Origin of the sequence: Streptomonospora halophila (assembly GCF_039542725.1) — a bacterium.
GTDB lineage: Bacteria > Actinomycetota > Actinomycetes > Streptosporangiales > Streptosporangiaceae > Streptomonospora > Streptomonospora halophila.
The window spans coordinates 1-16,427 of record NZ_BAABIK010000032.1 but is presented as its reverse complement, the minus strand read 5'-3'; the positions used below and the strand labels follow the sequence as shown (position 1 = coordinate 16,427).

The window sequence follows — 16,427 nt, the reverse complement described above, 5'->3', positions numbered from 1 at the left end:
GCCCGGGGCCGGTCTCAGGCCAGCGCCTCGACCAGCTCGGCCGGGCTCTTGCGGCGGCCGGTGTAGAACGGCACCTCCAGCCGCGTGTGGCGGCGCGCCTCGGCGCCGCGCAGGTGGCGCATCAGGTCGACGATGCGGTGCAGCTCGTCGGCCTCGAAGGCCAGCATCCACTCGTAGTCGCTCAGCGCGAAGGTCGAGACCGTGTTGGCCCGCACGTCGGGGTAGGGGCCGGCCATCCTGCCGTGCTCGGCCAGCATCGCGCGGCGCTCCTCGTCGGGCAGCAGGTACCACTCGTAGGAGCGCACGAACGGGTAGATGCACAGGTGCTCGCGGGGCTCCTCGCCGGCGAGGAAGGCCGGGACGTGGCTGCGGTTGAACTCGGCCGGGCGGTGCAGGCCCACCACCGACCACACCGGCGTGCTCAGCCGGCCCAGCCGGGTGCGGCGGAAGGACGCGTACATCTCCTGGACCGCTTCGCTGGTCTCGCCGACCCACCAGAACATCATGTCGGCGTCGGCGCGGAAGCCCTGCACGTCGTAGCAGCCGCGCGTGGTCACCCTCTTCTGCTCCGCACCGTCGAACAGCGCGGCCAGCTCCTCCCCCGCGGCGCCGCGGTCCGCGCCGGAGAGGTCGCCGGCCTTGAACACCGACCACATGGTGTAGCGGATGAGCTGGTTGAGGTCCTGCGCGTCGTCCGCGCCTTGGCTGTGCTGCCCCGTGGTCACGGATGGCTCCTTGTCGGGTCGGTTCTCGTGGGCGCCTGCGCTCCTCCGCCGGCGGGGCCGGGCGCGGGCGCCAGGACGTCCTCGGCGGCGCGGGACGCGCCGGCGATGCAGGCGGGGATTCCCACCCCGTCGTAGGCGGCGCCGCATACGGCGACGCCGCCGAGGCCGGCCGCCCCGGCCCGGATGCGCTCCACCCGGGCCGCGTGGCCGGTGTCGTACTGGGGGATCCCGCCGCCCCAGCGGGTGACCCGCTGCTCAGCGGGGGCCCCGGTGATCCCGCAGACGGCGGCGAGGTCGGCGGCGGCCGCCGCGGCGAGCTCGTCGTCGCTGCGCTGCAACCGCGCCTCCTCCCCCGCGCGCCCGATCGAGCACCGCACGAGCACCGTGCGCGCGTCGCGGCCGGCCCCCTCCAGCGCCTCGGCCAGCCACGGCCACTTCAGGCTGCTGAAGGTGGCGGCCTTGATGCTCAGTCCTTCGCGGGCCGACACCAAAAAGCCGCTGCCGGAGGGCGGGCGGGAGAACGCTGCCCGGGGGTAGGCCAGGGTCACGACGGCCATGCTCGCGTACTCGATTCCCGCGAGCCCGTCCGCGGCGGCCGGGGCGAGGGGCCGCAGCAGCCTGGCGGCGGCCGGCGCGGGACACGCCAGCACGACGGCGTCGGCGGCGACCTCGCGGGGCGCCGAGGCGGGGGCGTCGGGCGCCGCGGCCCCGACGGTGAGCGTCCATCCGCCGGAGGGGGCGCGCTGCAGCTTGCGCACGGTCGCCGAGGTCTCGACGCGTGCTCCGCTTCCGGCGGCCAGGGCGTCGACCAGTGTCGCGATCCCGCCGCGCAGGGTGGCGAAGGCGGGGGCGCCGGGGCGGGCCTGCGCGCGCTGCTGCCGGGCCGCGCGGCGCACGGCGCGGGCCAGCGAGCGCTCCTCACGGGCCAGCGGGGCGAGCTGGGGCAGCGTGGAGTCCAGCGAGAGCCGCTCGGCGCGCCCGGCGTAGACGCCGCCCAGCATCGGCTCGACCAGGCGCTCGACGACCTCGCCGCCCATCCGGGCGCCGATGTAGCCGGCCACCGTGGGGTCGCCCTCCAATCGGGTTCGGGGCAGTACGCGGTCGAGGCCGGCGCGCAGCACGCCGGAAACGGACAGCACGCCGCTGCGGGCGAGCGCGGCCAAATCGCCGGGCACGCCCATAACCTGGCCCCGGGGAAAGGCGCGCAGGCGGCCGCGGCTGTAGATGGCGGCGGGCAGCGGCGCCGGGTGCTCGACGCGGTCGGCCAGCCCCAGTTCGTCGATCAGGTCCAGCGCTTCGGGGCGGCGCGCCAGCACCGACTCCGCGCCGGCGTCGACCGGGACGCCGGCCACCGGCGAGGCGTACAGCTTGCCGCCCGCGCGCGGCGCCGCCTCCAGCACGGTGACCTCGGCTCCTGCGCGCCCCAGCCGGTAGGCGGCGGTGAGCCCCGAGACCCCGGCACCCACGACGACGACGTGCTGTCTGCGCTGCATGCTCCCAGCTTTCCAGATGCCCGGCGGCGGTGTGCGCGGGGTCGGTGTGTGGCTTCTGCGACCGCGGCGGCGCGCGGTGCGCCGGGGAGCGGACGTGACCAAGCCGCAACCCGGCTGCCGAAACGCGGCCTTCGGGGGCGGGCGTCCAACGGCCATGCTTCCCACACACGCACACGCACACGCACACGCTCCACCGCTTCATCGGAGCCGGACGGCGCGCGCCGCCGCCGCGGCTCTCCTGGCCGTAGTCGCTGCTTTGGCCGGCTGCACGACCTCGGGGGGATCCGCGGGCGACGCGTCGTCGGCCGGCTCCGCCGACGGCGGGAGCGGCGAGAGGGCCGCCCCCGCCGAGCCCGGCGCCCAGGCGCAGGGGGACGCGGCCGGGGACGGCCCCGGTTCGCAGCTCGCGGCGGACGTGCCCGTCGCCGAACGCGACCTGGTCCACACCGCCGACCTCTCGGTCGAGGTCGAGAACGTGCGCGGAGCGGCCGAGGAGGCCGTCGACTGGACGGAGTCGACCGGAGGCTACGTCGCCGCGGAGAACGTGCAGACCACCGAGGGCAGCCCTCCGCACGCCTCGCTGACGCTGCACGTGCCGCAGAAGCGCTACGAGGAGGCGCTGGAGGAGCTGGCCGGCCTGGGCACCCGGTCCAGCCTGGACCGCAGGGTCGAGGACGTCACCGAGCAGGTCGCCGACGTCGACAGCCGGGTGGAGTCGGCCGAGGCGTCCCTGGAGCGGCTGCGCGAACTGCTCGACGAGGCCGAGTCCGTGGAGGACGTGCTGGCGGTCGAGGAGCAGATCAGCACGCGCCAGCAGGACCTGGAGGCGCTGCAGGCCCGCCAGGAGTCCCTCGCCCAGCAGACCTCCTACGGGACCGTGCGTCTGGATCTGGCGCCGCCGGAGACGTATGTGGAGGAGCCGGCGGACGACTCGATCGGATTCCTCGGCGGCCTGCTGCGCGGCTGGCGGGCACTGGTGGACGTCGCGCAGGCGGCCTCTGTCGCGGTCGGCTGGCTGCTGCCGTTCGTCGCGCTCGGCGCGGCGGTCGGCACGCCGGCGTGGCTGCTGTGGCGCCGCCGGCGCTCCGCCCGGGGAGCGGGCGCGGAGCCGGTGCCGACCGCGGTCGGCGCTGCGCACCGGTCGGGGCCGGACAGCGGAGAGGCCGAAGGCGCGGGACCTGCCGGCGGCCCGGACCCGGACGCGGGCGCCGGCTCCCGGGCGGACGACGCCGACGGCGGCGCGCCCGAGGACGGCGGCCGCGGCCGACCCGGCAGCGGGCCCCCGGCCGACGGCGGTCGTGGCACCGGCTCCGACTGAAGGCACGTCCCCTACTCGGGGCCCCGGCCGCCCGGACGGCGCACCGGGGTCCCGCCGCTAGCGGGCCGTCGCGGTGTGGACGTACTCCGTCAGGCGGGCGAGGACGTCCGGGTCGGTGTCGGGCAGCACGCCGTGGCCCAGGTTGAACACGTGGCCCTCGGCCGCGGAACCGGCGGAGAGGACGTCGGAGGTCCGGCGGGCGACCGCGTCCCAGGGCGCGAACAGCGTCGCGGGGTCGAGGTTGCCCTGCAGCGCGGTGCCCGGCTGCACCCGTTGGGCGGCCTTGTCCAGCGGCACCCGCCAGTCCACGCCGACCACGTCGGCGCCGGCCTCGCTGAGCAGGCTGAGCAGCTCGCCGGTGCCCACGCCGAAGTGGATGCGCGGGACGTCCAGCTCGGCCAGGCGCTCGAAAATCCAGGCGGTGTATGGCAGCACGGACTCGCGGTAGTCGTCGGCGCTGAGCGCGCCCACCCAGGAGTCGAACAGCTGCACCGCGCCCGCTCCGGCGGCGGCCTGGACGCGGAGGAACTCCACGGTGATGGCGGCCAGGCGCTGCATCAGGTCGGCCCACAGCTGCGGGTCGCCGTACATCAGCGCCTTGGTGTGCTCGTGGTTCTTGGAGGGCCCGCCCTCGATCAGGTACGAGGCGAGGGTGAAGGGTCCGCCCGCGAAGCCGATCAGCGGGCGGTCGCCGAGTTCGCGCACCAGCTCGCCGACGGCCTCGGTGACGAAGGGGACGTCGCCGGGTTCGAGCGGGCGCAGCCGCTTGACCCCTTCGGCGCCGCGGATGGGCTCGTCGACGACGGGTCCCAGGCCGGGCTTGATGTCCAGGTCGATGCCGATCGCCCTGAGGGGCACGACGATGTCGCTGAAGTAGATGGCGGCGTCGACGTCGTAGCGGCGCACCGGCTGCATCGTGATCTCGACGATCATGTCGGGCCGCGCGCACGCGTCGAGCATGGGCACGTCGGCGCGTACCCTGCGGTATTCGGGCAGTGAGCGCCCCGCCTGGCGCATGAACCACACCGGCGTGTGCGGCACCGGCAGGCGCCGGCAGGCGCGGAGGAATGGAGAGTCGTGCAGCGTCACACCTCGATCGTGCCATGCGCGCGGAGCGCCCGTGTCCGCTCCGCGGACCCGCGCGGGGCCCCGGACCGATCCGGCCGTGGAGGCGCGCGCGGCGGCGGGCGGCCCGGCCCCGGAACTCCGCGCACCCGCTCGGCGGTCGAGGCGCGCCGCCGGCCCGCTTGCCTCGCGGCCGACCCCCCGCCGCGCCCGGTCCCAAGATCATTACAAATGGCCGACACGCCGGAAAAACTCCGCGTGATGGCCCGTGACTCGTGCCACCGTCATGGGGTACCCGCCGTCACGCGCCGCAACCTCCGGTGCGCTCTGCTTCGGCGGCGGGCCGCGGACGTGCGTCCGTCAGCTTTCCAGGCGCACGGGTCGCGGTCTCCGGTGCTGCCAGTGCCCCGCAAACAAGATTAAGGCTGTCGTTTCCATCATGCCCCCTCTCGGTAGGGTCGATGACGCGCCACCCGCGTTCCGACGAGCGGTCGAGAGTCTGCGCGCACCCGCGGTCCGAGCGGAGATCGCGGTCGAGGACATCCCCGCCCCCAAGCGCCTCGCCCCGCACGCCGTGGCCATGTCGGCCACCGTCCGCTCCGAGGACGAGGACGCCGCGTTCGGCCGGCTGATCGTCCTCTACGACCCGGAAGGCACCCGCGACTGGCCCACCCCCTTCCGCGTCGTGGTCTGGGTCAGTGCCGACCTGGAGACCGAGATCGCCGCCGACCCCCTGCTCGGCCAGGTCGCCTGGAGTTGGCTGACCGAGGCGCTGGAGGGGCGCGGGGCCCCGCACCGCGGGCTCAGCGGCACCGTCACCCGCGCCACGACCGAGGGCTTCGCCGACAAGGCCGACCAGCCGGTGACCACCGAACTGGAGCTGCGCGCCTCGTGGTCGCCCGACGCGGAGGAGCTGTCGGCCGACATGGAGGTGTGGCTGGACCTGCTGTCGGCCGCCGCGGGCCTCCCGCCGGTCGACGTCGCCGATATCACCCAGCGGCGCGGGCGCGCCGAGGGGTGAGCGCACCGGCGCTCTGATAGGGCCCGAACCCCCACCGCAGCGGCGTCCGGGCCGCGCGCACCGGCCGACCGCCGCGGGGCCGGTCACCGTGCCGCGTCCGCGCAAGCGCGCTCCGGGCGCGCCCGCGGCGCGGCGAGCGCATACCGTGGAGGGGTGGCGAACGTGCTGAACTCGAAGACAGGTACCCCCGATCCGGACAACGGGCAGGGCGATGCGCGCGAGGAGGCCGAACCCGAGGCGCCGCTGCTGCGCGAACCGCGCGAAGGGCTGCCGCCGGTGGTCGCCGACTCCGCGCGCCTGGACCGGGTCGCCGAGGCGTTCGCCGCGGGCACGGGACCGGTGGCCGTCGACGCCGAGCGGGCGTCGGGCTACCGCTACGGCCAGCGCGCCTACCTGGTCCAGCTGCGCCGCGCCGACGCCGGCTCCGCGCTGATCGACCCGGTGGCCTGCCCGGACCTGTCGGGCCTGGACGCCGCGCTGTCCGGTGTGGAGACTGTGCTGCACGCCGCGCACCAGGACCTCCCGTGCCTCAGCGAGGTCGGGCTGAAGCCCGCCCGGCTGTTCGACACCGAGCTGGCCGGGCGGCTGCTGGGCTACCAGAAGGTGGGCCTGGGCTCGATGGTGGAGCGCGTCCTGGGGCTGCGCCTGGCCAAGGAGCACTCGGCGGTGGACTGGTCGGTGCGCCCGCTGCCCGAGGACTGGCTGACCTACGCCGCGCTGGACGTGGAGGTCCTGGTGGACCTGCGCGACGCGCTGCAGGGCGAGCTGGAGGAGGCCGGGAAGCTGGAATGGGCGCGCGAGGAGTTCTCCTGGGTGCTCCAGGCCCCGCCCAAGGAGCCCCGGCCCGACCCCTGGCGCCGCACCTCCGGCATCCACCGGGTGCGCAACCAGCGGGGACTGGGCGTGGTGCGCGAACTGTGGCTGGAGCGCGACCGCATCGCCCGCGAGCGCGACATCTCGCCGGGCCGGGTGCTCCCCGACTCCGCGATCGTCGAGGCCGCGACGGCGATGCCCGCCACCGCTCCGCAGCTCACCGCGATCAAGCCGTTCAGCGTGCGGCTGGCCCGCCGGTACGTCCCCAACTGGCTCAAGGCGGTCAACCGCGTGCGCGGCATGCCGGCGGCCGAGCTGCCCCAGCCCAGCGCCCCGGGCGACGGCCCGCCGGCCACCAACCGCTGGGCCGACCGCGACCCCGCCGCCGCGCGGCGCCTGGAGGCGGTGCGCGCGGACCTCTCGGCCGTCGCCGAGCGGATCGCGATGCCGGCGGAGAACCTCCTGCAGCCCGACACCGTCCGCCGGCTGGCCTGGTCGCCGCCCGAGCACACCGACGCCGGGTCGGTCGCCGAGCACCTGCGCGAGCACCACGCCCGCGAGTGGCAGGTCGGCCTCACCGCGGAACGGCTCGCGGAGGCGCTGCGCCGGGCGGCCGACTGAGCCGTCGGCGGCCCGCTCCGCGCGTTCGCGCGCCTGCTCGTACCCGCTCGGGTACGGCGGGTCGCTCCTTTGTCCGTCGATGGCGTTGTTAAACCCCCTGTTTACGCTGATGAGGCGAATTGTGGCTTAGATCACCACTCGGGACCCCGCGCCTTTATCTCGCATCAACCGGAGGGCGGATTATGTTATGGAATCGTGCTGTTCTTGATGCGAAGTGGCGAGGTTCCGTGGCGTGCGAGCGGTGTTACCGATTGGGGGGTGAGGCTTATGGCGTTCTGGCGTTCACTGCTGAACAGGGCCGGCTTCGCTCCCGCTGAGCCGGGGACCTCCACCCGCTCGGCCGACGGAGAGCACGGGCGCACCCCGGCGCTGCGCGCCGCCGCGCTGGAGCAGATCCTGCAGGAGCACGTCGCCGCCCTGGGCTCCGACCACCCGCGCACCATCACCTCGCGCAACAACCTCGCGAGCAAGTACGCCCAGATCGGCCGGCGCGAGGCGGCCGTCGCCCAGTTCGAGCAGGCCCTGCTCGACGCCGCGGTCCACTACGGCGAGGACCACGGGCAAACCGACGTCATCCGGGAGAACCTGGCCTGGAGCTACGAGGACTCCGGGCGCCACGCCGACGCCGCCGAGCAGTGGGAGACCCTGCTCAAGCGCCGCGACGAGCACCTTGGCCCGGTGGCGGGCGACACGGTCGCCGCGCGCAGCCGGCTGGCCATCAACTACCGCAAGAGCGGGCGCTACGACGCGGCGATCGCGCACTACGAGAAGGCCATCGAGGACGCGGGAGTCCCCGAGGCGCGCGAGGACCTGCGCTTGGGCCTGAGCCTGGCCTGCGCCTCCGTGGGCCGCGACGAGGACGGCATCCAGCAGCTGCGCATGGTCTTGGCCCAGCGGCGCCGCCGCCTGGGCGCGCGCCACCTGGACCACCTCCTCGTCCAGCACCGGCTGGGCCGCGCCTACACGCAGGCGGGGCGCCTGGAGGACGCGGTCGAGACGCTGCGTACGGCCTACTTCAACGGGCTCTCGGCGGCGGGCGACCCCGACATCCGCATGCTGACCCTGCGCATGCGCCGCGACCTGGCCGGCGCCCTCAGCGCCCTGGGCCGCCACCGCGAGGCCGCCGCCCTCTTCTGACCAGGCCCCCTCCCGCCCACGGGGCCCTCAAGCCGAGGGCCGCCACCGGAGCGGCACCTACGCAGCCGTCAGCTCGACCCCGCCGGCGGCCGGGGCCTGAGCCGGCTCGAAGGCCGGCCGATTGCCGGTACCCGCGCCTGCGGCGTGCAGAGCGGTACGCACGGTGGTGAGGAAGAACGGAGCGCCGTCTTCCGGCGTGCGGGCTTCGATCACCAGGGTGATCGACATCCTGCGATCGGTGAGCCGACCGGCGACGCCGGGGTCGTGGACATTGCCCATGGCGGCTTCGAGATCGAAGAGTTCGTCGGCGACGCGGTCCACGAAGGCGTCGAAGCTCTCCGGCGTGCCGGAAGCCGCCAATCCGCCGGCGGCGGTGAAGCTGAGGGCCATCGCGATGTGGTACTTCACGTCAGTCCTCCCAGCAGGTGCTCCGCCGAAGCTGTCGGATGGTGTTCTTCGGGTCGGGGCCTGAAGGCGCCGAAGCGATCGCCTTGAAGCACCCCCTCGGACACGGAGAGTGCATTCGGAAATGCTTTCCGCCTCCGGTTCTCCGGCTATTTCGCTCCGCCGCCCTGAGTAGCCGCTCAAGCTCGGGCTCGGGACAGCGGTTCTTGCGGACCGGCGTGCGGGGGCGCCGGAGGTGGCCGGATGCGGACACGGGGAGCCCCCCTCCCGCCGGGGGCGCGGTTTTTTCTCGGACACGGCGGCGCTCGCGGGCCCTGCTCGCCGCACTAGTTACCGGCGAGTAGCATGTGCTCGTACCGGTCACCCGTCCGTTGGAACCAGGAGGGCAAATCGTGCCGCGAACTGCCCGCGATGTCGTTTTTGTCGATGGAGCAAGGACTCCGTTCGGCAAGGCCGGCAAGGGCCTCTACGCCGAGACACGCGCCGACGACCTCGTCGTGCGCGTCATCCGCGAGCTACTGCGCCGCAACCCCGGCCTGCCGCCGGAGCGTGTGGACGAGGTGGCCATCGCCGCCACCACCCAGATCGGCGACCAGGGGCTGACCATCGGCCGCAGCGCCGCGCTGCTGGCCGGGCTGCCCCGCAGCGTCCCCGGCTACGCCATCGACCGCATGTGCGCGGGCGCGATGACGGCCGTCACCACCAGCGGAGCGGGCATCTCCTTCGGCGCCTACGACGTGGCCATCGCCGGCGGCGTCGAGCACATGGGCCGCCACCCGATGGGCGAGGGCGTCGACCCCAACCCGCGCTTCCTCTCGGAGAAGCTGGTGGACCCCTCCGCCCTGGTCATGGGCAACACCGCGGAGAACCTGCACGACCGCTACCCCTCCATCACCAAGGAGCGGGCCGACGCCTACGCCCTGCGCAGCCAGGAGAAGGTCGCCAAGGCCTACGCGGACGGCAGGATCCAGCAGGACCTGGTCGAGGTGCTCGTACGCTCGGCCGAGCGGGGTTACGGGCTGGCCACCGCCGACGAGCCGCCGCGCCCCGAGACCACGCTGGAGGGCCTGGCCGGGCTGAAGACGCCCTTCCGCGCCCACGGCAACGTCACGCCGGGCAACGCCGCCGGTCTCAACGACGGCGCCACCGGCGCGATCATCGCCGCCGAGGACGTCGCCGCCGACCTGGGCCTGGACGCCCGCATGCGCCTGGTGGACTTCTCCTTCGCCGGGGTCGACCCCGAGGTGATGGGCGAGGGTCCGGTGCCGGCCACCGAGCGCCTGCTGCGGCGGCAGGGCATGAGCATGGACGAGATCGGCCTGATCGAGATCAACGAGGCCTTCGCCGTGCAGGTCCTGGCCTTCTTGGAGCACTTCGGCCTCGCCGACGACGACGCCCGCGTGAATCCGTGGGGCGGCGCGATCGCGCTGGGCCACCCGCTGGCGTCCTCGGGCGTGCGGCTGATGATGCAGCTCTCGCGCCTGTTCGCCGAGCGTCCCGACGTCCGCTACGGCCTCACGACCATGTGCGTGGGTATGGGCATGGGCGGGACCGTGCTCTGGGAGAACACCAACTGGGAAGGGAGCGCCAAGTGAGCGGCACCGACGAGCGGGGCGCGGGCGGCGCCCCCGTCTCCCGTGAGGCCCTGCGCGAGGTCTTCGCCGATGAGGTGGTCACCCGCGCGCTCTCCCGCGACGTCCAGCTTCCGTACGGCGCCGGCAAGGCGGTGCTGATCACCCTGGACAACGGGCACGACCACACCAAGCCCAACACCTTCGGCCCGGCCGGGCTGCTCAGCCTCGACGACGCGATCGAGGCCGCGCGCGCCCGCACCGACATCACCGCCGTGGCCGTCACCGGCAAACCGTTCATCTTCGCTGTGGGCGCCGACCTGACCGGCGTACCGCAGGTGCAGAACCGCGACCAGGCCTACGCGGTGGCCAAGCTGGGCCACGACGTCTTCCGCAAGCTCGGCGAGCTGGACGTGCCCACCTTCGCCTTCGTCAACGGCGCGGCCATGGGCGGCGGCGTCGAGGCGGCGCTGCACTGCCGGTACCGCACCGTGTCCTCGGGCGTGCCGGCCTTCGCGCTGCCGGAGGCGTTCCTGGGCCTGGTGCCGGGCTGGGGCGGCACCTACCTGCTGCCCAGGCTCATCGGGGCCGAGCAGGCGCTGAAGATCGTCATCGACAACCCGCTTGCCCAGAACAAGACGATCAAGGGCCCCCAGGTCCGCTCGATGGGCATCGCCGACGCGATGTTCGAGCCCGCCGACTTCGTCGAGGAGTCGCTGCGCTGGGCCGCGCAGGTCGTCAAGGGTGAGATCACGGTCGAGCGGCCCGAGGTCGACACCGGCCGGGCCTGGGACCAGGCGATCGACAACGCCCGCTTCATGCTGGAGGGGAAGCTGCGCGGCGCCGCGCCGGCGCCGGTGCGCGCGCTGGAGCTGGTCGCGGCCGCCAAGGACCGCAGCCGCGACGAGGGCTTCGCCGCCGAGGACGAGGCGCTGGCCGACCTGATCATGAGCGAGGAGCTCACCGCCGGCCTCTATGCCTTCGACCTCAACCAGAAGCGCGCGCGGCGCCCTGCCGGCGCGCCCGACCCGTCGCTGGCCCGCCCGGTCACCAAGGTCGGCGTGGTCGGCGCCGGCCTGATGGCCGGCCAGCTCGCCCTGCTGTTCGCCCGGCGCCTGGACGTGCCGGTGGTGCTGACCGACCTGGACCAGGAGCGGCTGGACCGCGGCGTGGACTACGTGCACGGCGAGGTGGACAAGCTGCTGGCCAAGGGCCGCGTCAGCGCCGACAAGGCCAACCGGCTCAAGTCCCAGGTCAGCGGTTCGCTGACCATGGACGCCTTCGCCGACGCCGACTTCGTCATCGAGGCCGTCTTCGAGCGCATGTCGGTCAAGCAGGACGTCTTCGCCCAGGTGGAGGCGGTGGTCTCGCCGGAGGCGGTGCTGGCCACGAACACCTCCTCGCTGTCGGTCACCGAGATGGCCGCGAAGCTGCGCCACCCCGAGCGGGTCGTCGGCTTCCACTTCTTCAACCCGGTCGCGGTGCTGCCGCTGCTGGAGGTCGTCCGCGGCGAGCGCACCGACGACGCGACCCTGGCGACCGCCTTCGCCACCGCCAAGCAGCTGAAGAAGACGGCCGTGCTGTGCAAGGACGCGCCCGCCTTCGTCGTCAACCGGCTGCTCACCCTGTTCATGGGCGAGGTGCTCGGCGCCGTGGAGGAGGGCACCGAGCCCGAGGCCGCCGACCGCGCGGTGGCGCCGCTGGGACTGCCGATGTCGCCGCTGATGCTGCTGCAGCTGGTGGGCCCCGCCGTCGCCCTGCACGTGTCGGAGACGCTGCACGAGGCGTTCCCGGACCGCTTCGGCGTCTCCGGCCAGCTGCGCCGGCTCGTCGATTCGGGCCGGACGGAGATCTTCGGTTCCGACCTCCAGATCGACCCCGAGGTGCGAAAGATGTTCGCCGGCGGCGGCGACAACGCCTCGGGCGAGGAGGAGATCAAGCAGCGGGCGCTGGAGGCGCTGGCCCGCGAGATCCGCATCATGCTCGACGAGGGCGTGGTGGCCGAGCCGGCCGACATCGACCTGTGCCTGATCACCGGGGCCGGCTGGCCCTTCCATCTCGGCGGGATCACGCCCTACCTGGACCGCTCCGGCATCGCGGAGAAGGTCAACGGGGCCCGGTTCCACCCGGACGGCCCGAAGGCGGTCTGACCCGCCCGCCCCGGCACGGGCCGGTCCTGCGCTCCGCCGCGGGACCGGCACCGCCGGCGCGCACCGCGCGCCGCGGACCGGGCGTTTTCCGAGGCCGAACGCGCCCGCGCCGGTCCTCTCCCGCCCCTCCTCCGCTCCGCTGTCCCGCGGCTCCCCCGCCCGCACCCGAGACGCACGGCGCCTGAAGTCCTATGCTGGGGGGCATGGCGGGCGCGACGGCACCCTTCGTCCTCACCAACCGCTTCCGCGTTACGTGGGAGGGGGCGTGGCTGGCTGTCGCATGCACCGTGTTCACCGGCACCGGCGTCGCCCTGATGCTGCGCGGCGGCCTGGTCGACGTCGTCATGGGCTTCCTGGCGGTCCTCGTGTTCGGCGGAGCGGGCGTCGTCTCGATCGCCCGCCTGCTCTCGCCGCGCCCCGTCCTGGTGCTCGACGGCGAGGCGGCGCGGTTCCCCGCGCCCTGGCCGCGCTCGGCCCGCGAGGACATCGTGCTGCCCTGGCGCGACGTCGCGCTGCTGCGCGCCTGCACCCAGGTCGTGCCCCACCGCGGAGGCACGGTTAGCATGCACTACCTGGACTTCGTGCCCACCAGCGAGGCCGACCGGCCGTTCCGCACACCGCCGCCCTGGCGAACCGACCACGCCGTGCGTGTGCGGCCCACCTGGAACCACAGCCTCGACGAGATCGTCGAGGCCGCGCACGCCCACCGGCCCGGGCTGCGCTTCGAGGACCTCCGCGATCCCCGCGGCGACCACGTCTGAGCGGCGCGCGCCTCTCGCGCGCCTCCCGCGCGCCTCCCGAGCGCCGGCGGTGCCCGCCGGCTCAGCCCACCCGCGCGGGCTCGCGCTCGCGGTCGCGCGGCTCCTCCTCGCCGGTGTCCTCGCCCTCGGTGATGCCGATCCGGTCGTGCAGGCGGCGCAGCGGCGCGGGCAGCCACCAGTTGGCGCGGCCCAGCAGCCGCATGGTGGCCGGCACCAGCAGCGCGCGCACCAGCGTGGCGTCGACGACCACGGCCATGGCCAGCCCGATTCCCATGATCTTGAGGAAGAGCAGGTCGGAGGTGCCCATCGCGGCGAGCACGACGACCAGCAGCACGGCGGCGCTGGTGATGATGCCACCGGTGCGCTGCAGCCCGGTCGCCACCGAGTGCGGGTTGTCGCCGGTGCGCGCGAACTCCTCGCGGACGCGGCTGAGCAGGAACAGCTCGTAGTCCATGGCCAGGCCGAACGCCATGATGACGATCAGCACGATGAACGTCGGGTCGATGGTGCCGACCGCGGTGAAGTCCAGCAGGCCCGAGAGGTGGCCCTCCTGGAAGCCCCACACGACCACACCCAGCGAGGCGCCCAGCGACAGCGCGCCCATCACCACGGCCTTGACGGGCAGCACGACCGATCCGAAAGCCAGGAACAGCAGTACCAGCGTCACCGCCACCACGAACACCAGAGTCGCGGGCAGAGCGTCGACGATCGCGGCGACGTTGTCGATCTGCATGGCGGCGGCCCCGCCCACCAGGACCTCGTCGGCGCCCTGCGGCGGTGCGGCGCCGCGGACGTCGCGCACCAGCTCGGCGGTGGCCGGGTCGTCGGCGTCACCCTCGTAGGCCACGGTGATGTGCGCGACGCCGTCCCCGGTGCGGGCGACCTCGGCGGCTTCGGCGCCGTCCAGCCGGCCCAGGCGGTCGGCGAAGTCGGACAGGGCCTCCTGGCCGGCGCCGCCGGTGACGGCGACGTCGATGCGCCCGATGCCCCCGGCCGGGAAGTCCTCGCGCAGCGACTCCATGGCCTGGCGGCTGCCGGCCTCCTGGGGCAGGTAGCGCTGGTCGGTGGAGCCCAGCTCGGTGTAGGCCAGCGACGAGGCGAAGACCAGCAGCACCGCGCCGACGGTGACCAGGTAGAGCGCCGGACGGCGCATGACGCTGTGGGCCAGGCGCGCCCAGCCGCCCTGGCGGTGGCGGGCCTCGGGAGTACGGCCCTGCTGCCCGCCGGCCTCCTGCAGCGCCGCGCGGCGCCGGCGGCGGCCGAACAGGCGCAGCGCGTCGATGCGCCGGCCGGCCACCGACAGCAGCGCGGGCAGGGCGACCAGGGCCGCGAGCACGTCGAAGAGCACCACGGCGATGCCGCCCAGGCCGATGGAGCGCAGGATCGGCTGGGGGAAGAACAGCAGCCCGGCGAAGGCGATCATCACCGTGACCCCGGAGAAGGCGACGGTGCGCCCGGCGGTCGACAGGGTGCGCGGCACCGCCTCGCCGACCTCGGCACCGCGCGCCAGCTCCTCGCGGAACCGGCTGACCATGAAGAGCCCGTAGTCGATGGCCAGGCCCAGTCCCAGAATCGTGGCGACGTTGACGGCGAACACCGAGACCTCGGTGACGTGGGTGAGCGCGCGCAGCAGCGTCAGCGAACCCAGGATCGCCAGCCCGCCGACGGCCAGCGGCATCAGCGCCGCGACCACGCCGCCGAAGATCGTCACCAGCAGCACGAGCAGCACCGGCAGGGAGATCAGCTCGGCGCGCACCACGTCGCTCTCGGCCTTGGCGGAGAGCTCCTGCTGGATGGCGACCTCGCCGCCGAGGCTGGTGTCCAGCGGCCCGGCGTCCAGCTCCTCCTTGATCGCCTCGTAGTTGTGCATGCGCTCGGCGTCGGAGCCGCCGGCCAGCGTGATGGGCACATAGGTCGCGTGCCGGTCCTCGGAGACCAGGATGCCGCGCTCGGTCCTGCTGAGGTCGTCGTCGAGATAGGTCTGCATCGACTTGATGCGGTCGTCGGGCAGGTCCTCGCGCAGCTTCTCGATCTGGGCGGCGAAGGAGGGGTTGTCGATGCGGATCTCGTCGCTGCGGTAGACGGCCACGACGTCGACGGCGTCGTGGCCCAGCTCCTTTGCCAGCAGCTCGCTCGCGCGGGAGGACTCGGCGCCGGGCGCTTCGAACCCGCCGTCGCTGACGGCGCCGAAGAGGCCGGTCCCCCAGAACGCGGAGAATGCGGCGAACACCGCCGTGGCGGCGAGCACCGTGATCCGCCACCGGTAGCCGAAGCGGCCGAGAGCTGCGAACATGTCCTATTCCCCATCGTCGCGCAACGTAGAGTGGGAGAAACGTGAACACCGTTAGCGGATTACGACGTTCACCGGAGAACACGCTGTTCACGGTTCGCCTGTTCCGCCACACTAATCTCCTACACGGCCTCCCGGAACGCCCGGCGGGGGCCGAGAAGGACGAGGTTTGACCAGACAGCCCGCATTTCACCAGGTCGAGAACGCACCTTCGGGCTCTCGGCGCGAACGTGTGCGCCAGGCCACATCGCGCGAGATCAAGGAGATCGCGCGGCGGCACCTGACCGCCCACGGGGCATCAGGCGTGTCCCTGCGCGCCATCGCCCGGGAGATGGGCATGACCGCGCCGGGCCTGTACCGCTACTTCGCGAGTCTCAACGACCTGCTGGAGGCGCTGCAGGCCGAGCTCTTCGCCGAGCTCGGTGCCGCCGTGGACGCGGCGGAGGCCGCGCAGCCCGAGCCCGACACCGACGGCCGCCTGCTGGCCGCGCTGCGCGCCGTGCGCGCGTGGGGGCTGGCCAACCGGCCCGAGTTCGCACTGCTGTTCGGCCCGGCCGGCACGCCGCCGGCGTCCTCGCCCGAGGAGAGCCCCGCCGCCGAGGCGGGCCAGCGGTTCGCGTCGACCTTCGTCGCCCTGTTCGACCGGCTCATCGCCGAAGGGCGCTTCACCGTCCCCGACGAGCCGGAGGCCTCGCCCGCCCTGTGCGCACAGCTGGACGCCTTCGCCAGCCTCACCGGGTTCAGCGGCGACCGCGCCTCGGCCGGCGCCGTGCGCGTGCTGCTGAGCTGCTGGGTGCGCTTCTACGGGATCGTGTGCATGGAGGTCTTCCAGCACCTGGGCTTCGTCTCCGACGACATGGAGGCCCTCTTCGAGGCGGAGCTGCGCGATCTGGCCGCCGGCCTGGGCGTGGCCTACCGCCCGCCCGAGGCCGGCTGAGCCCCGCCGCGGCCGCCCGCTCCCCCGACTGCTCGACGCCCGCGCTCGCCCGGCCGCTCCCGGTCACAAGTCGGATCGTAGCCATGTCGTTCTGTGAGCCAAGGAGTTGACTGCCTGTTT

The 16,427-nt window shown here is 73.9% G+C and carries 13 protein-coding genes; 8 read left to right on the top strand and 5 right to left on the bottom strand.

Annotated features, from left to right (window positions below):
* Window positions 1–14: 14 nt before the first annotated feature.
* Window positions 15–725, bottom strand: coding sequence for a hydrogen peroxide-dependent heme synthase (gene hemQ, locus ABEA15_RS21660; RefSeq protein WP_345558650.1), 711 nt, complete (start codon window positions 723–725; stop codon window positions 15–17).
* Window positions 722–2,218 (bottom strand): protoporphyrinogen oxidase, encoded by a 1,497-nt coding sequence (gene hemG / locus ABEA15_RS21655; RefSeq protein ID WP_345558648.1) that lies wholly within the window; start codon window positions 2,216–2,218, stop codon window positions 722–724. Before hemG ends, hemQ begins: the two co-directional genes overlap by 4 nt.
* Window positions 2,219–2,474: 256 nt before the next feature.
* Between hemG and ABEA15_RS21650 the strand changes: the two genes are divergently transcribed.
* Window positions 2,475–3,536 (top strand): DUF4349 domain-containing protein, encoded by a 1,062-nt coding sequence (locus ABEA15_RS21650; protein ID WP_345558646.1) that lies wholly within the window; start codon window positions 2,475–2,477, stop codon window positions 3,534–3,536.
* A 57-nt stretch (window positions 3,537–3,593) separates the two neighbouring features.
* Here ABEA15_RS21650 and hemE read toward each other — a convergent pair whose 3' ends face one another.
* Window positions 3,594–4,562 carry a uroporphyrinogen decarboxylase gene (gene hemE, locus ABEA15_RS21645; RefSeq protein WP_344148698.1) on the bottom strand — a complete coding sequence of 323 codons (969 nt, stop codon included), beginning with the start codon at window positions 4,560–4,562 and terminating at the stop codon, window positions 3,594–3,596.
* Between the two features lie 478 nt (window positions 4,563–5,040).
* Here hemE and ABEA15_RS21640 point away from each other — a divergent pair, with 478 nt between their 5' ends.
* The 3 genes from ABEA15_RS21640 (at window position 5,041) to ABEA15_RS21630 (ending at window position 8,193) form a co-directional block, all read left to right on the top strand.
* Window positions 5,041–5,622 carry a DUF3000 domain-containing protein gene (locus tag ABEA15_RS21640; protein WP_345558644.1) on the top strand — a complete coding sequence of 194 codons (582 nt, stop codon included), beginning with the start codon at window positions 5,041–5,043 and terminating at the stop codon, window positions 5,620–5,622.
* Window positions 5,623–5,775: 153 nt separating this feature from the next.
* Window positions 5,776–7,056 (top strand): HRDC domain-containing protein, encoded by a 1,281-nt coding sequence (locus ABEA15_RS21635; RefSeq protein WP_344148616.1) that lies wholly within the window; start codon window positions 5,776–5,778, stop codon window positions 7,054–7,056.
* A 267-nt stretch (window positions 7,057–7,323) separates the two neighbouring features.
* Window positions 7,324–8,193, top strand: coding sequence for a tetratricopeptide repeat protein (locus ABEA15_RS21630; RefSeq protein WP_345558642.1), 870 nt, complete (start codon window positions 7,324–7,326; stop codon window positions 8,191–8,193).
* A gap of 57 nt (window positions 8,194–8,250) precedes the next feature.
* On the opposite strand, the gene ABEA15_RS21625 is transcribed toward ABEA15_RS21630, so the two are convergent.
* Window positions 8,251–8,601: a hypothetical protein gene (locus tag ABEA15_RS21625; protein ID WP_345558640.1), complete on the bottom strand. Its 351-nt coding sequence runs from the start codon at window positions 8,599–8,601 to the stop codon at window positions 8,251–8,253.
* A gap of 389 nt (window positions 8,602–8,990) precedes the next feature.
* Between ABEA15_RS21625 and ABEA15_RS21620 the strand changes: the two genes are divergently transcribed.
* From ABEA15_RS21620 to ABEA15_RS21610, 3 genes are all read left to right on the top strand, one after another.
* On the top strand, window positions 8,991–10,193 hold the full coding sequence (locus ABEA15_RS21620) for a thiolase family protein (protein ID WP_345558638.1): 1,203 nt from the start codon (window positions 8,991–8,993) through the stop codon (window positions 10,191–10,193).
* Complete coding sequence (locus ABEA15_RS21615) at window positions 10,190–12,319, top strand: 3-hydroxyacyl-CoA dehydrogenase NAD-binding domain-containing protein (RefSeq protein WP_345558637.1); 2,130 nt, start codon at window positions 10,190–10,192, stop codon at window positions 12,317–12,319. Before ABEA15_RS21620 ends, ABEA15_RS21615 begins: the two co-directional genes overlap by 4 nt.
* A 203-nt stretch (window positions 12,320–12,522) precedes the next feature.
* Window positions 12,523–13,080, top strand: a complete 558-nt coding sequence (locus ABEA15_RS21610) for a hypothetical protein (RefSeq protein WP_345558636.1) — start codon at window positions 12,523–12,525, stop codon at window positions 13,078–13,080.
* Between the two features lie 61 nt (window positions 13,081–13,141).
* Here ABEA15_RS21610 and ABEA15_RS21605 read toward each other — a convergent pair whose 3' ends face one another.
* Window positions 13,142–15,373, bottom strand: coding sequence for an MMPL family transporter (locus tag ABEA15_RS21605; protein ID WP_345558635.1), 2,232 nt, complete (start codon window positions 15,371–15,373; stop codon window positions 13,142–13,144).
* A gap of 166 nt (window positions 15,374–15,539) precedes the next feature.
* Here ABEA15_RS21605 and ABEA15_RS21600 point away from each other — a divergent pair, with 166 nt between their 5' ends.
* Entirely contained in the window at window positions 15,540–16,307 is a 768-nt protein-coding gene (locus tag ABEA15_RS21600; RefSeq protein WP_344148637.1) for a TetR/AcrR family transcriptional regulator, read from the top strand.
* Window positions 16,308–16,427 lie beyond the last annotated feature (120 nt).

What these genes read in the sequence shown, in the direction of transcription:
- ABEA15_RS21605 (WP_345558635.1), bottom strand. Translation starts at nt 15,373, where the DNA reads ATGTTCGCAGCTCTCGGCCGCTTCGGCTACCGGTGGCGGATCACGGTG.
- ABEA15_RS21630 (WP_345558642.1), top strand. Translation starts at nt 7,324, where the DNA reads ATGGCGTTCTGGCGTTCACTGCTGAACAGGGCCGGCTTCGCTCCCGCT.
- ABEA15_RS21610 (WP_345558636.1), top strand. Translation starts at nt 12,523, where the DNA reads ATGGCGGGCGCGACGGCACCCTTCGTCCTCACCAACCGCTTCCGCGTT.
- ABEA15_RS21640 (WP_345558644.1), top strand. Translation starts at nt 5,041, where the DNA reads ATGCCCCCTCTCGGTAGGGTCGATGACGCGCCACCCGCGTTCCGACGA.
- hemG (WP_345558648.1), bottom strand. Translation starts at nt 2,218, where the DNA reads ATGCAGCGCAGACAGCACGTCGTCGTCGTGGGTGCCGGGGTCTCGGGG.